Consider the following 15,742-nt stretch of genomic DNA (forward strand, 5'->3'; position numbering starts at 1 on the left):
AACGGTACGGCTCAATAGATTTTGCGGGTGCGGTCTTCAGTCACCTGCCACTCGCTGGCTTGGCCGGAAGCGGACGATTGGGCTGTGGATCCGGATTCGGCGCGGGCCGAGGACGGGGCCTCGGCGTTTTTCTGCTGCCGCGCCTGTTCGACGACCGCCAGGGCCGAACGTTCCTCCGGCGGCGGTGACGGGGCCTGATCGGCCGGAACGGCGGCGGCCGGGATGTCCGGCGCGGGAGCGACCGTCGTCTGCGGCACGGCCGCAGGGACGACAACCGGCTTCGTCGGAGCGAATTGCTTGAACAGAAGCAGGCTGGCCAGCACGAGCACCGCGAACGCGAACGCGAGGACCGCATACATCCCCTGTCGGGACACGGCTCTCGTGCCGAACGGTTGTCGTGACCGCCCCACGGCCGGATTGAGCACCGTTGCCCCGACGAGGTCCACGGGCGGCTCTTCCCCCGGAAGGGCCAGCACCGTCGGTTCCGCCTCCTGGACGGTATGCGCGGGCAGCCGGATCGCCGGGGCATCGTCGAGTCCGTCTAGGGCCGCCAGGAATCCGGCGGCATCCCCATACCGTTCGGCGGTCCGCTTGGCCAGGGCCGTGCCCAGAACCTGCCGCAACCGTTCCGGCAGATGGGCGGGAAGAGCGGTCATGGCGGGCGGCACCACCAGATGGCCGGAAAAGATCTCGGTCATGGTCCCGGTGAAGGGCGGCTGGCCGGCCAGCAGTTCGTAAAGAATGATCCCGACCGCGTACAGGTCCGTGGCCGGGCAGACCGGGCCAAAGGCCTGGGAATCGATCCGTTCGGGCGCCATGTAGGCCGGTGTCCCCGGTCCCTGCACGCCCAGCGAGGTGAGACGGGTCATGGCCCCGGGTTCGATTCCGGCCCGGGCGATGCCGAAATCGGTCAGTTTAGCCTGAAAGCGGCCATCCGGCAGGAGGCGGAGGAGAATGTTCGAGGTCTTGATGTCGCGATGGACGATGTCGTGCTCGTGGATGCAGGCCAGGGCGTGCAGGATCTGGCGGACGATGTCCAGGGCCGTGGCCAGCGGCAGACCGGCGGAACCGGAGGCGGCCAGCCGCGAGGCCAGGGTCTCGCCGTCGACGTACTCCATCACCAGATAAATGTGGCCGTTTTCCTCGACCGTGTCGTACAGGGTGACAATGTTGGGGTGGGTGCCGATGGCCGCCTGCAGGCGGCACTCGCGCTTGATCCGGGCCCGGACCTCCTCGTTGCCGCTCAATTCCGCCCGAATGGTCTTGACCGCCACCCGGCGCGCCAGCACCCGATCGGTCGCCAGGTAGACGTTACCCATGCCGCCCTCGCCCAGGGGCCGCAGCAGGCTGTACCGGCCGGCGATCAGGCCGCCGTCGTCGGCAACAACCGGCGGGCGGCTGTCGACGTTCGTATCGACCAGGGTCGGCGCATTCTGTGCCATCATCGAAAATCGCGGTATCGGAGTATGCCAGCGCAGCCAAGGAGCCAGAGAACGGATTGGGCCATGAGGGCCTGCGCGCCACTATAATAAACGGTCCTGCCGAAGTCAAAACCAATTACCTCGCGGACCAGGGCGGGAATCCAGCGGACTCCGTCGCCTTCGAGCGACCCGAACAGGGCGGTGCATCCCATTTCCAGGCCCCAGCGGGCCGGCAGCAGATCGGCCGCCCAGCGCAGGCCGGGGGCCATGCGGCCGTAGAAATCGGGCCCCAAACCGCCGGACAAAAGCAGTTGCGGCAGCACCACGACAATGGCCAGCATCACCGAAAACCGGCCGCCGGTGGGATCGACGGCGCTGAGCAGCAGGCCGATGGTCACCGAACTCCAGGCCACGGCGACCATGACCAGCCAGACCGGCACGGGAGCCAGGTGCCGCAGGACCGGATGCAGCCAGCAGAGGGCAACGAAGACCAGGCACTGTACTGCGGTCATGGCCAGGCAAAAGGGGAGTTTCGAACCGAGATACGGCATGATCCGCAGGTGCGACATCCGTTCCCGCCGGTAGATGGACCGCTCCGAGGAAATCTCCAGACAGGCGATCAGGGTGCCGGTGAACACGGCGGTCATGACGATCATCAACAGCACGCTCAGGGGCACGGGCAAATGGGCCACTCCTTCATGCCGCAGACCGTAGAGCAGATCGACGACCGGGCGGGGATCGTGGCTGCCGGCCGGCGACAGCAGTTCTTTCAGCAGCAGCGCCAGGGCCGGGCCGCCGCGCGACACCGTCGCCCCGATGGCCTCCTTGCGGTCGTGGACCGTCTGGTCCGCCACCACGCCGGGCATGGGCTGCGCCAGGGTCACCAGGGCCAGCACCGCCGGCACCAGCAGCAACAGCAACAGCCGCCGGCTCGCGCCGAGGCGGATGTGCAGGTGGCGGCGGGACAGGATCAGCCAGGAGCGGAACGATTCGGCCGGCGAAAGGTTGGGCCGCAGCCGGCGGCCGATGGCGGCGGCGCGCGCCCATTTGGATGTTGGTTGTTTTTCTCTGTCGTCACCGTCGGCAGCGGGCGGCGGCGTGCGCGCGGCCGGGGACAACCGCTGGACGATGTATCGGCGGTGGCAGGGAGAATCGCGAAAGGAGCGGGCGTAACGGTCGGCGATCTCCTCCTGGACACCGCCGCGCTCCCGCGCGGATGCCTGCGCCTGTTCTTCGCCGATGAGCAGGTCGAAGATCCGGGCCGACCGGTCCAGGGGCGTGCCGTTCCCGCCGAAAAAGGCGAGGGCCTCGCCGGGAGAGCCGAAAAACACCAGCCGCCCCTGGGCCAGCACCGCCACCTTGTCGAGCAGGTCCAGATTGGCCAGCACATGGGTGGTGACGACCACGGTGGTGCCGTTGTCGGCCATGCGGCGGAAGTGCCGCATCAGCCGCTCCTCGGTGCTGGGATCGAGCCCGGAGGTGGGTTCGTCGAGAAAGAGCAGGCTTGGCCGGACCAGCAGTTCAGCCCCGATGGAGACCCGCTTGCGCTGGCCGCCGCTCAACCGGCGGATCGGGGTGCGGCGGACCTGCCCCAGTCCCAGGGTCTCGATGGCGCCGCCGACGATGTCGGCGCGCTGCTCGGGGGAAAGATCGGGGGAAAGCCGCAGGCGGGCGATGTAGTCGAGGCTGGCCTCGACGCTCAGTTCGGGATGGAGGATGTCGTCCTGGGGCACATAGCCGATGGCGTTGCGGAACATGGCCGCGGCGGTGTCCAGGTCGGTTTCGTCGAGAAGCACCCGCCCCTGTTCCGGCCGGACAGCGCCGCACAGGGTGGTGAGCAGGGTGGTCTTGCCGGCGCCCGAGGGACCGATGATGCCGACGAATTCTCCCGGCGCGATGGCCAGGGTGATATCGTCGAGCAGCAGCCGGGCGGTCCCGCCTGTGCCGGCCACGCTCCGGCACAGGCCGATCCCTTCCAGCCGGAGCGCCTGGCCGCCTTCCCGCTGGCACACGGTCAGCGAGCCGTCGGCCGCGAGGTGCAGGCGGAACCGGGTCGAGCCGATGACCACCGTGTCGGCGGACGCAAGCGTGGCGCTCCGCACGGCCCTGCCGTTCACCCAGGTGCCGTTGAGGCTGTGGTTGTCGAGCAGGCGGAGCGCGCCGCCCTCGTTGACCAGGATGGCGTGCCGCCCGCTCACCGTCGGATCGACGGGCAGGGGCAGGTCGCTGTCCGGGTCGCGGCCGATCAGCCACTGACTTTGCGCGGCCAGGGTGAAGGAGCGCACCTCCCGGCTGCTGTGGCGCTGAAAGCGCAGATGGGGCGCCGCCATGCCCAGGCCGATCAGATCGCCGTCCCGCAACGGCACGAAACCGTCGATCCGGCGGCCGTTGACGAAAACGCCGTTGGTCGAATTGAGGTCTTCCAACCGGAAGGCCGCGCCCTCGGTGACGATCCGGAGATGGCGGCGCGACACCGTGGCCCCGGCCACCACCGCCTCGCAGCAGGAACCGTCCCGGCCGACGGCCGCGCCGCCCGCGTCGATCCGGTATTCCCGGTGGGCGAAACCGGTGGCCAGCGCCACCAGAAAGGCGACTCCCTCTTCAGGGCCGGCGGCGGGGACGGGCGGGGCGGCCATGGGCGCTCGGCGGCATCGGCAAAACGCGGCAGCCCCCGGCCGCCTGAGAGGCGGGGAGGCTGCACGGGGTGAGGGGTCGGTGGCCGGGAGAACCGGCAATCGACATCACACCAGCTCAGTTCTTCGTTCCGGACGGGGCGGTGCCCACCGGCGCGAAGGGATTTTTCAGATAGAGCTCCTCATCCTTGCCCAGGGCGGGAATGGCCTTGTCGATCCGGGTCTGGGCCTCGAGAATGCGGGGAAAGGTCGGCGGCTCGATGGCCTCGAAGGAAGAGGAGTCATAGTACATGACGCCGCTGCCGGTCGGATACTCCACCCCCACCTTGACGTTGTGCCGGCCGCCGTCCACCGGAATGTAGGAGCGGAAGGTGAGCACGTAGTCGTTCTGCATGACGTGCTGGATATCCTCGATGCTGCGGGTGAGGGTATCGTGGCTGCTGCCCATGGGATAGTATTTGCCGAAGGAATTCTTTACCAAGGCCTGGAGATTGCGCTGGTCCCGGCCCTCGGTTCCGGTGAAGCCCAGGGCATAGATCGGGGTCGGGATCGTCAGGCCGGAGATCCGGGTCATCAGGTCGGAGCGGCTGATGGCGCTGTCGTCGTCCCGGCCGCTGCCGAGGACGACGATCGAGGTGGAAACGGCATACCCGACCTCGCTCGACGAATCGCCGCCCATGGCGCTGGCCGCCATCTGCATGGCGGCGGCAATGCCGTCGTACAGGCGGGTCTTGTCGGCGCGCGGTTGCAGGTCGGCCAGCCGGCGGCCGAGGCTCGAGGGTTCGCGGTCAAAACCGGAGAGCACCGTAAAGCCCTCGCCGCTGTTATCCAGGGCGAGCAGGGCCACCTGGTCCTGGGGCCGCTTGGCGTCGATGAAGCGGGCCGCGGCCCGGACCATGGCCTCGAAATCGGCGCCCTTCAGCATCTTGTTGGTATCGAGCACCAGAATGGAGCGGGTCGCCTCCTCCCGGCCGCGCAGGGGCTGAATCACATACTGCTTCTTGCGGGGATCGTAGGCCCTGCCTTCCACCATCATGCCGATGTTGAGCACATTGAGGTTGACCAGGGGATTCATCTCCTGGTCAAAGGTGCGCATGTAGACGTGGACAAAGGGGTACAACCCCGATTCAACACGGAAAATTTTCAACCCATACCCCTGGGGACTGACCGATCCAGGGGCGGCATGGCCGATATTGGCCGCCAGCACCGCGATGAGGACCAGGGCCAGGATGATCAACTCCTCGGCCACCGGCCGCAATCTGTTCCACCATTTCATATCCGCTTCCTTCCTGTTTATTGTCCGGATTTGTGTTCGTCTTTACATCTGCTGAAAGGGTTTGCCAAGCTTGTCGACGCCCTTGCCGCCCACGCCCTTGCCCGAACTGTAGACGAGCTTGGCCGCGCCGGTGGCGGTGTCGAGGACAAAGGCGCCGTAGGCGCCGCCCGCCGCCCAGGTGGCGATCTGATAGCGGCCGGCGGCGCTGCCCGCGGGCAGGCTGAAGCCGCCGCTGCCGGCGCCGCTCCCGGCGACACTGCCGGCAAAACCGCCGGGGCCGCCAAGGGACTGGGCAGGCAGGACCGGCTCTTCCTTCGGCTCGGGGACCGGTATCGCCAGGACGGGTTTGTCCTGGCTATGGACCGCTCCCAGCAGCAGGCCGGTCAGCATGGCGGCCAGACCGCCGATCGCCAGTCCCCTGGCGAGATTATTCATCCATCCGTCGCTCATTGATCAGCGCCTCCGCCGCGGATTTTGTTCCCAGAATCGATTCGGTCCGCACCACCTGGGCCACATCGCCATGGTCGTTCCTCTGCCCGGCCGGTCCGGCGGCCGTGGCGTTGGCCGGCGCGGCCTGGCTGTCGCGCTGACTGCCGCGCGCCACCGCCGCCGGACCGTTCGCGGCCTTTTCCGTCGGCTTTTCCTTTTTCGGCGCCGGTTTTTCTTCCTGCCGCTGGTTGGCCATCTTGGCCGGGGCGGCGGCCTGGGCCGCTTCAGCCCTGGTTTCCTTCTTTTTCGCCGGCGCGGCCGCCACCCGTTCCACCGGCGGCGCTCCTTCCAGCGCTCGGGCCAGCAGTTCGCGGCGATAGGCCACCTGGTCCATGTTGTCGCCGAGCGAACTCCACAGCTCGACATACAGCTCGGTATCGGTCGCGTTGCGGGCGCCGGGCTTGAAGCTGGCCAGCGCCGCCTGGGTGCGGCCGTCCACCCGGCCGGTGACCGGCACGTTGTAGCCCTTGAGATAGAGGCAGGTCTGCATCTCGCCGACCTTGTCGGTCTGGCTCAGGTTGCGGAAATCCTGGCGGATCTTGTCCATCACCACCGGATCGGGCTTCATCTCAGGAATCAGCTTCCAGTAGGGCAGATAGAGGTATTTGCCCACGACCTGGAGGACGCTGGTCTGCACCAGCAGCCGGATGGCCGCGTGCCGTCCCTGGATTTTCTTGACCGTGCCCTTGAGGCCGAAACTCGGCCCGAAGATGGTGAAGCCCAGTTCCTTGTCCGCCGACGCCTTGTAGACGTTGATCGTGTTGACGGTCTGCATCCGGGCCACGCCGGCCATGGTCTGGAAATCGAGCAGGTTGAAGTCCAGGGTGATCCGAGCCAGGCTGTCCTTGTCTTCCTGGTTGTAATCGAGCGAGATGATGTCGCCCGGCACCCAGGACTGGTTGACGTTGAAGGGCTTGGTGGTGACCCCGAAATCGGTGTTGCTGCCCCGGGTTTCCAGGCCGCGGTCAAACTCGGTGATGCCGCCGGACAGGACGATGTCCGGAATGAGTTTTCCCTGGAAATTGGAGTAGCCGGTGACCATCTGGTTGTTGATGAACACCGGACTGTAGGGGATGTAGACCACGTTGCCGCCGATGGCGTTGAGGGCGCTCTTGGTCATCTCGGTGATGTCGCGCGGAATCTCGCCGTAGCCGAAGGTGGAGAGCCCGGTGAAGTCGGTGATGTCCTTGCTCTGGATCAGCACCCTCTTGCCGTAGATCTGGGTCATCTTGCCCAGATCGGCCAGGGGTTGGTCGAAACTGATCTCCTTGACCACCGGCATGTCCTCGTGGAGCTCGACATCCACCTCGCGGGGGTCGATCTTGGCGCAGGCGCTCAGGCTCAGGACGGCCAGCGCCAGCAGCGGGACCGTCCCTCTGCGGAGCCGGCGTGTGTTGTGTGCATCGGGCATGTTCGTTCCTCGGCAGTCTTTTACTTGGCAATGACGGTCTTATCGCCCTTGGAGTCGTCGATGATGATGATGTCGCCGTTGATCTGCGCCCCCGCGTCCAGGATGACGCTGTTGAGCGAGCCGCCGTCGGAGAGGACGACGTCGCCGGAGCCCGAGCGGGCCTTGCTCCGGGCCCGCTGGGCGAGGTAGGAGAAGTTCTTGTTCGAACTGCCGAGATCGCCGTACTGGAGGCTGCTTTCATCGGCCTCGATGCCGTCGTCGAAATCGTCGGCGCGACAGGAGGTCGCCGTGCCGCCCCATCCTCCCGCCAGCAGCGCCGCCAGCACCAGAGCCACCGTGATCGTTCGCATCGTCCTTCTCCTCCCCCTTGGTTTTTACCGGGCCACCACCGAATCGACGGCCACGCTGCTGTTGTTGCCCTGCATCGACACCGAGACATTGCCCAGGTCGGCCCTGGTGGTGACGTCGCCCCGCTGGGCGCCGTTCATCTGGACCGAGCCGATGTTGAGCCGGTTGTTGTTGCCGTCGATCACGCCGGTGAGGGCTTCGCCGGTCACCTCCGAGGTCACCTTGCCGGCCTTGGCGTTGACCATCTGCACCGAGCCGATGTTCGAGGTGTTGTTGTTGCCGTGCACGGTGTTGGCGATGGAGTCGACCTTGACCGTGTTGCTCACCTTGCCGGCCTCCGCGTTCTGCATCTGCACCGAGGCGCTGTTGACGGTGTTGCGGTGGCCGGTGGTCGAGGCCGACACTGTGCCGTTGGCCCGGACCTTATTGGTCACTTCCCGGACATTGCTGCCGGTCAGGTTGATGGAGGCGGCGTTGGCGGTGTTGTTGTTGCCCTTGGCCTGGGCCGAGTAGGAGCCGCCCTGGAGTCGGTTTTCCGCCCGGATGCCGAGGAGATCGGCGGAATGGCCGAAGGTCGGAACCGTCAGCAGGGCCGCTATGGCGAGGAATTGTATCCGTTTCATGTTCGTTCTCCGTCAAGAGATTGGGCTTTCCCTGATGTGGGAGGGAGTCCCCCTGCCGCAGCCGTCGCCGAACTCCGACAGGGGGGAGAGGAACCTCAATTGGCTCAGTTGATGGCGATGGAGCCGGCATTGGCCATGTTGTTGTTGCCGCCGCTCACCGACGCCGAGATGTCGCCGGTGTTCTCGACCTCGTTGACCACCTTGCCCTTGACCGCCATGGAGCCGCCCATGGAGATGGAGGCGGCGTTGGCCTGGTTGTTGTGGCCGTTCTTGATGGAACTGCTGATGTTGCCGGCAGTGTTGACCCGGTTGATGACGGAAGCGGCGGTTTGCGACGAACCGTTCATCGAGATGGAGGCGGCGTTGGCGAGGTTGTTGTTGCCGCCCTTGATGGTGCTGGAAATCGAGCCGGCCCGCTTGATCTCGTTGCGGATCTCGGCCCGGGCTTCCTGCTGGGCCTCATCCTGCTCCTGGCTGGTCGCGGCAGTATCGGTGGTTGCCGAGGTATCGGTGGCGGACGCGGTGCTGTCCGTGCTGTCCGTCCCGGTGGTATCCGTGGTTGCGGTGGTGTCGGTCGTTGCGGCTGTGGTATCGGTGGCGCCGGTGTCGGCGGCGGGCGTGCTGCTGTCGCCGGAGGCAGACGCGGTCGCCGTGGCGGTCTGGGTCGCCGGTGCCGTGGCGGTGGTGGTCGATGTCTGCGTGGACGAGGTGTTGACGGTGATGATGTTGGTATTGGTGATCGGCTGCGCGGCGAAGGTGTTGTGGTGAATGGCGCCTCCCTTCGGCTGTTGCGGATGGAACGATCCGCGCAGGCCGGTGTATCCGGAAGCGTGGGCCATGCCGGTGGACAGGGCGAAAACGATGGCGGTGGCAAAAACGGATTTTTTCAGCATGATGACTCCTCCCTTGTGTTGGGTAATCGTTGAATGTGACGCATTGACTGCTGCCGGGAGAAAGCAAGGGGGATGCCAAAAATGGCGCCGCACACATTTCAAGATGGAACATGCTGAATAAACAATATTTTTTTGATCAATCCGAAGCAGGATCAAAGGAAAGGCGGCGGCCGCCGGCCCCACAGGGGCCCGAGCCGGGTCGGGCCTGTCCGAAAATCGGACAGGCACTCCTGATCCCACGAGATAAGTCTCTGAAATTTCTATGAGATGGAAAAGAGAGCGGCCTGTAGGAAAACCGGACAGGGGATTCAACGGGTGTCCGCTTCTCCGACAAGGGTGGTCGGGAGGGAGGCTTTTCAGGTGGAAAGATCGTATTTTTTCATCTTCTGGTACAGGGTCGAGCGGGCGATCCCCACCAGGGCGGCGGCATCGGAGATATTGCCGCCGGCCCGCTCCAGGGCGGCCCGGATATGATTCTTCTCCACCTCCTCCAGGCTGGGAAAGACCTCGATCCTGGCCGGCTCCATGGCGCCGAACTCCTCGTCCAGGGCCAGGACCTCCCGTTCGGTGATCGGCCTGCCCTGCGACTGGACGGCCAGCCGCAGGAGCACGTTGCGCAGTTGGCGCACGTTGCCCGGCCACGGATACCGACTGAGCAGCTCCACGGCGCCGTCGCTGATCCGGGGCTCCTGCCAGCGGTATTCTGCGGAAAATCTGGCGAGGAAGTAGCGGGTCAGGGGCTCGATGTCCTCGATCCGCTCCCGCAGCGGCGGCACCTTGAGGGTGAAGCAGGACAGGCGCTGGAACAGGTCGTCGCGGAAGCGGTTGTCGCCGATCATGGCGGCCACGTCCCGGTTGGTGGCGGTCACCACCCGCACGTCGAGCTTGCGGACCCTGGTGTCGCCCAGGCGGGTGATCTCGCCGTTCTCCAGAAAGCGCAGCAGCTTGGGTTGCAGGGTCAGGGCCATGTCCGCCACCTCGTCCAGAAACAGGGTACCGCCCTCGGCCAGCTCCAGCTTGCCCGGCTTGTCGACCGCCTCGTGGTACGCCCCCTTCTTCGAGCCGAACAGCTCGCTCTCGAAGATGCCCTCGGGAATGGCGGCGCAGTTCAGTGGCACATAGGCTCCCTTGCGCCCGGAAAAGGCGTGCAGGGCCGAGGCCACGTGTTCCTTGCCGCTGCCGGCCTCCCCCTGGATGAACACCGGCACGTTGATGGCGGCGATGGTCCGGATGTCCTCATAGAGCTTGACCATTTTCTCGCTGCGGACAATGGTTTCGTCCTGGGCGGCGAGCCGTGTCTTCAGGGATTCGCGTTCCCGGTGCATCCGCTGCCGGCTGGCCAGGTTGTCGAGCAGCACCGCGCCGTGCACGGCCAGAATCGCCAGACTGCCCTGGTCGGTCGGGGTGAAGGCGCCGGCCTGGCCATGATCGAGATAGAGGCAGCCGACGGCCTTGCCGTCGCGGATCAGCGGGACGGCGAGCACGGCCTGCGCCTTGGCCCTGCCCTTGCGGCCTTCCTGGGAGTGTTCGCCGTCGAGCCTGGCCGCCCCGCCCCGCTCCATCACCCGCCGCACCACCTCCTGGTTGACCTCCCGGCTCTCCCTTCGAGGATCGAAGCCGTGGGTGGCGGCATACAGCAGTTCGTTCTTCTCGCTGAGCAGGGCCAGAAATCCCCGCTCGGCTCCGGCCAGGTCCACGGCCCCGGCCAGCAGCCGCTCGCCTAGGGCGCCTTCGTCGTCCACCTCCTGCAAGGCCACCAGCAGGGAGGCCAGCGGCACGATTGGCTCCACCGCCGCCACGGCCGCCTGCTCGGCCGGCGGGGCAAACGCCGCCGAACCGGTCTCCAGGTTGAAGAGCACGGTTGCCTGGTCCGGCGGCCGTGGCGCCGAACCGCCCTCGTTCTCGGCGGCGAAGACCCTGGAGGGCCGATTGCCGCTCCGTTCGTCGATAAAGGTGAAGACATGGTCGCCGATCCGAAACGCCATGCCGTGCCGGAGACGCACGCCATTGACCCGGCGGCCCTCCATCCACACGCCGTTGGTGCTGTCGTGGTCGAACAGCATGTAGTCGCCGTCTTCACGCAGGACGATGGAGGCATGCCGGCGGGAAACCTGGGGCGAGGCAAGGACGATATCGTTGTCGCCTTCCCGGCCGATGGTCAGGGTGGTGGCACACTCCACCACCCGGTAATTCTGGGCATCCTGACAGACGATCACACTGGGCATGGCACGCAATCGGGCAACATCTTCATCGGTTCAGAGGTAAGTCTTTCGAACAAAAACCTCTTTCAAGTATCGGGCCAATTCGGTGCCCGGCGGCATCGCTTTCCGCGCAAAACGATGCCGCCATCATAGCATTGCTTCCGGTTTTCGGCGACGGTTCCTTGTCCGGGACCTGGAGACGGCTGCCGAGCGGCGGCGGGAAAAATCAAAAATACTGTATTCTTGTTTGCCAATTCCGTCGTTTCGAGCTACATATTCACGTTTACAAACTTGTAAACAACTGTTGCAGCACAGTTTTCACCCAAACAACGAGAAAATCCACGGAGGCAGGATGTTGGAGTTCAAGCAGGGCGTTGATATCTTATCAACGATTGGCGGCATGACAACCATCGGCGAGGCCAGGAAGCTGTTCGAGCAACGGCTCGACAGCGAACATCTGCAACGGCTCGCCGCGATCACAAACGAAGAAGCGCTGTTGAAAATCGCCAACGCCATTGCCATGTGCGCCCCCGACCGGATTTATATCCACACCGGCAGCGACGAGGATTGCGCAGCCGTTCGCCGGATGAGCCTGGAAAAAGGCGAAGAACAACCGCTGGCCATCCCCGGCCATACCATCCATTTCGACCTGCCCGAGGACCAGGGCCGCATGGTCGACCAGACCTTCTACATCGCCAACCCGGACGAGGCGGTTTCCTCGCTGGCCAAAAGGGAGCTGCGCGAGCGGTCGCATGCCTATATCAACGAGCACATGCGCGGGATCATGCGCGGCAAGACCATGTACGTGGGCTTCTACAGCCGCGGCCCGGTGGGGGCCAGGGCCTCGATTCCGGCCATCGAGATCTCCAGTTCCACCTATGTCATGCATTCGGCGGAATTGCTCTACCGCAACTGCTACGCCGATTTCGACGCCGAAGTCGCCCGGCGCGGCGAATTCTTCACCAATGTCCATTCCGAGGGCACGAACCGGTCCGAGGATGTGCCCAAGGCGCGCATCTACATGGACCGGAGCTGGCAGACCACTTTTTCCTTTTTCTGCACCTATGCCGGCAACACCCTCCTGATGAAGAAGGGCAACCACCGTTTCGCCTCCGACAGCGCCATGTACAAGCACAACGGCGAGGAGCTTTCGGAGCACATGTTCATCACCGGCATGACCGGTCCCGGCGGCCGCACCACCTTTTTCGCCGGCGCGGCGCCCTCGGGCTGCGGCAAGACCACCACCGCCATGGTGGGCAGCGACTTCATCGGCGACGATCTCGCCCAGATGTGGGTCGGGGAAGACGGCACCCTGCGGGCGGTCAATCCGGAAAGCGGCATTTTCGGGATCATCGAGGACGTCAACCGGGAAGGTGACCCCTTTCTGATGCAGTGCCTGCGCGAGCCGGGCGCCGAGGTGATCTTCTCCAACGTCCTGGTCGATCCGCAGGGCAAGCCCCGCTGGACCGGCGACGGCGAACCGATTGCCGAAAGCGGGATCAATTTCCAGGGCAGGTGGACCAAGGACATGGCCGGCGTGCCCATGTCGCATCCCAACTCGCGCTGCACCCTCAGGGCCGAGGCGGTCGGCAACCACAACAAGGCGGTCAACGCCGACCCGAACGGCATCGTCATCAAGGTCATCACCTATTCCGGCCGCGACGCCAACACCATGCCACCCATCTGGGTGGCCAGGAACATGGATGCCGGCGTGGCCATCGGCGCCTCCATCGTTTCCAAGGCCACCGCCGCCGAGATCGGCGCCAGCGGCGTCAACCGCCAGCCATGGGCCAACACCCCCTTTGTCGCCGGTCCGCTGGCCGACTACCTCGACGCCCAGTTCGCCTTCTACGGCAACCCCAAAATGACCCAGAAGCCGATCATGGCCGGGCTCAACTACTTCCTCACCCACGAGGCACGCGGCGGCAGTGGCACGGGCCTTCTGGGAGAGAAACGGGATGTCCACGTCTGGCTCGGCTGGCTCGAACTGTTCACCCACGGCGATGTCCAGGCCATCGAAACCCCGATCGGCCTGATCCCGAGATATGGGGACCTGCACAAGCTGTTCACGGACAAGATCAACAAAACCTACCCGGAATCGCTCTACACCATGCAGTTTTCCCTGTACATCGACAACATCGTCGCCCGGATCGATCTCCAGGAAGCCGCCTGGGGCAAGGAGCCGGGGGCTTCTCCCCGGCTGTTCGCCGTCTACAGGGAACAGAAGGCCGGCCTGCTGGCGCTCAAGGCCGCCAAGGGCGACATCGTCAAACCCCAGGATCTGGCGTAACCCCGCCTTCCCGAAACAACCCGATGACCAGCCCCCGGCAATCTGCCGGGGGCTTTTTTTCCGCATCAACTACAAAAAAACCGGAGATGCCTCATCGGCACTCCGGTTTTTTTGATCGATCGCGCTGCGTTAAGCAGCGCGCCTGGCCGGTACTCAGTCCTTGACCATCTGCCGCACCCTGGCGATGATCGCCTCGATGCCCAGGCCCTGGTAAGGGATCTGCTCGGACAAGCCGCCGGCGCCGTCCTTCCAGGTGCCCATGGCGCCGTATTTGGGCGCAAAGCCGCGTTCCAGCAGCCAGGTGCCGTAGCGGACGCCCAAGCCGGTCTTGCCGTTCTGAGTCTCCACCACCAGGGCCATCGGGCTGGCGCCCACGGTGGCCAGCATGGCCTCGTCCACCACATTGAGCACCGGCTTGTTGATCAGGCCGATGTCGATGCCCTCCTCCTTGAGCAGCTCAACCACGTGCAGACAGCGGTAGAGCATCTCGCCGTAGGACACGATGTAACCGGCGCTTCCCCGGCGGATGACCTCGTCCGTATCCCGCTTGAAAACGTAGCCGTCACCGAAGCGCCTGTTGCCCTGCTCGTCGAGGATGAACGGGGTGCCCGAGCGGGTGGAGAAGACGAAGCGCAGCCCCGGATCGTCGAAGACTGTGGCGAGGATGGCCCGCAGTTGCAGGGCGTCGGCCGGGAAATAGAGGCGGGTCCGGTCGTGCTCGGCCAGGCCGTTGTCGGCGAAGAAGTTGTTGATGCCGAAATGGCAGGTGTTGTCGGCCATGTCGTCGACCCCGGAATGGGAGAAATGGGCCAGGACATTGGCCTGGTTGAGCCGGGCCATGGTGATTTCGGAGATGACCATCTCCTGGAAGGCGGCGAAGGTACCGAAGATGCCCTGCCGGCCCGGTGTCGACCCGAAACCGGCGGCCACCGAGAAGTTGTTGCGCTCCATGATGCCGCCGTGGACGTAGACCTCGGGGCAGTTCTTGCGGATGTGGTGCAGGCCGCAGGAGCCTTCCAGGTCGGAATCGACCACCAGCACCCTGCCGGCGGGATTGTCCATGCCGGCCAGGATATCGCTGATGATTTTACCGAACTCGTCGCGGTTCTTGGCCTGCTCGGCGGTACTGCCGCGGTATTCGACCTTGGCCGCCTTGGTGGGCGGCTCCTTGAGCAGGGCCACCGCCGCGTCGCGGCCCCTGGAGGTGAGATAGTCGATGGCCATGCTCACCGGGATGACGTCGTGCCCCTTGGGCAGTCCCTCGATCCCGTCCACGCCGGGCGCCATTTTCCGCTTGATCACCACCGCCACCGGTCCCTTGATGGCAAGGGCACGGCGGATGCTGGCAAAGAGCCCGTCAATATCCTCGCCGGCGCAGACCTGGACGTCGAGGCCGTGGCCGGCCAGGGTGCGGGCCAGGTCGTAGCCCTGCATGTAGCTGCTGGGATGGCCGGCGATGGTGACGTCGTTGTCGTCGAGCAGCAACTTGACGTTCAGCTTTCTCGCCACGGCGTAGCGGGCCGCCTCGGCGTCGTCGCCCTCCTGCTGGGAGCCGTCGCTGCCGAAGAGAAACACCGCCTTGTCCGGATGGGCCTCGGCCACGCCGTTGACATGGCTCCACAAATGCCCCAGGCGGCCGGAGCTGAAAAAGACGCCGTCGGCCTCGTTGCGCTCGGGATGCCCGTAGAAGCCCTTGCCGAATTCGCGGTAATGGAGCAGGGATTCGGGCGCCTTGTAGCCGTTGAGCACCGCCATCATGTATTGGATGGCCACCCGGTGGCCGGCCTCGTCGAAAGAGACCGGGTAGCAGGCATCGGTCCCCTTCATGAAGCCGTCGGCGATCAGGAGTTCGGGCACGATGTCGTAGGCGCCGCCGGTATGGCCGCCCAGCCCCTTGGTATTGGCCAGGGCAGTGAAGAACACGATGCTGTCGCGCACCAGGTCGATGTTGGCCTGCAGGGCGGCGCGCTGCTCCCCGGTCATCGATTCCTGGGTCGCGGAAAACCGAAGGGCGCTGTAGGTCGAGAGATCAATGGGAAAAGTCATAACAGGTTCCTGATGGGAAAAAGTTCCAGGAACGGGCCAGGAATGGGTCGAATCGGGACGGCTCGTTCCACGGTGAAAAAGTACAGCACAGATAACAGAAATGCCAAAATA

At 65.2% G+C, this 15,742-nt stretch carries 11 protein-coding genes; 1 reads left to right on the forward strand and 10 read right to left on the reverse strand.

The window, feature by feature from the left end; genetic code table 11:
- Positions 1–11: 11 nt before the first annotated feature.
- From Q362_RS21945 to Q362_RS18870, 9 genes are all read right to left on the reverse strand, one after another.
- Positions 12–1,445 carry a serine/threonine-protein kinase gene (locus tag Q362_RS21945; RefSeq protein WP_051553556.1) on the reverse strand — a complete coding sequence of 478 codons (1,434 nt, stop codon included), beginning with the start codon at positions 1,443–1,445 and terminating at the stop codon, positions 12–14.
- Positions 1,442–4,057 carry an FHA domain-containing protein gene (locus Q362_RS0103065; RefSeq protein ID WP_028317487.1) on the reverse strand — a complete coding sequence of 872 codons (2,616 nt, stop codon included), beginning with the start codon at positions 4,055–4,057 and terminating at the stop codon, positions 1,442–1,444. The genes Q362_RS21945 and Q362_RS0103065 overlap by 4 nt, the downstream gene beginning before the upstream one ends.
- 115 nt (positions 4,058–4,172) lie before the next feature.
- On the reverse strand, positions 4,173–5,330 hold the full coding sequence (locus tag Q362_RS0103070; RefSeq protein ID WP_245590140.1) for a vWA domain-containing protein: 1,158 nt from the start codon (positions 5,328–5,330) through the stop codon (positions 4,173–4,175).
- A gap of 42 nt (positions 5,331–5,372) precedes the next feature.
- The gene (locus tag Q362_RS0103075; protein WP_157469852.1) at positions 5,373–5,780 is read right to left on the reverse strand and encodes a hypothetical protein; all 408 of its coding nucleotides are present in this window, start codon (positions 5,778–5,780) and stop codon (positions 5,373–5,375) included.
- The gene (locus tag Q362_RS18865; RefSeq protein WP_051553558.1) at positions 5,758–7,230 is read right to left on the reverse strand and encodes a hypothetical protein; all 1,473 of its coding nucleotides are present in this window, start codon (positions 7,228–7,230) and stop codon (positions 5,758–5,760) included. The genes Q362_RS0103075 and Q362_RS18865 overlap by 23 nt, the downstream gene beginning before the upstream one ends.
- Before the next feature lie 20 nt (positions 7,231–7,250).
- Positions 7,251–7,580, reverse strand: coding sequence for a hypothetical protein (locus Q362_RS0103085; protein WP_028317490.1), 330 nt, complete (start codon positions 7,578–7,580; stop codon positions 7,251–7,253).
- 24 nt (positions 7,581–7,604) lie between these two features.
- Positions 7,605–8,201, reverse strand: coding sequence for a hypothetical protein (locus tag Q362_RS0103090; RefSeq protein ID WP_028317491.1), 597 nt, complete (start codon positions 8,199–8,201; stop codon positions 7,605–7,607).
- 104 nt (positions 8,202–8,305) lie between these two features.
- On the reverse strand, positions 8,306–9,094 hold the full coding sequence (locus Q362_RS0103100; RefSeq protein WP_028317492.1) for a hypothetical protein: 789 nt from the start codon (positions 9,092–9,094) through the stop codon (positions 8,306–8,308).
- A gap of 356 nt (positions 9,095–9,450) precedes the next feature.
- Complete coding sequence (locus Q362_RS18870) at positions 9,451–11,319, reverse strand: sigma-54-dependent Fis family transcriptional regulator (RefSeq protein ID WP_035215396.1); 1,869 nt, start codon at positions 11,317–11,319, stop codon at positions 9,451–9,453.
- A gap of 328 nt (positions 11,320–11,647) precedes the next feature.
- Between Q362_RS18870 and Q362_RS0103110 the strand changes: the two genes are divergently transcribed.
- Positions 11,648–13,585 (forward strand): phosphoenolpyruvate carboxykinase (GTP), encoded by a 1,938-nt coding sequence (locus Q362_RS0103110; RefSeq protein ID WP_028317493.1) that lies wholly within the window; start codon positions 11,648–11,650, stop codon positions 13,583–13,585.
- Between the two features lie 153 nt (positions 13,586–13,738).
- Here Q362_RS0103110 and Q362_RS0103115 read toward each other — a convergent pair whose 3' ends face one another.
- Entirely contained in the window at positions 13,739–15,631 is a 1,893-nt protein-coding gene (locus Q362_RS0103115) for a transketolase C-terminal domain-containing protein (protein ID WP_028317494.1), read from the reverse strand.
- Positions 15,632–15,742: the final 111 nt, after the last annotated feature.

It is taken from the genome of Desulfobulbus elongatus DSM 2908 (assembly GCF_000621145.1).
GTDB lineage: Bacteria > Desulfobacterota > Desulfobulbia > Desulfobulbales > Desulfobulbaceae > Desulfobulbus > Desulfobulbus elongatus.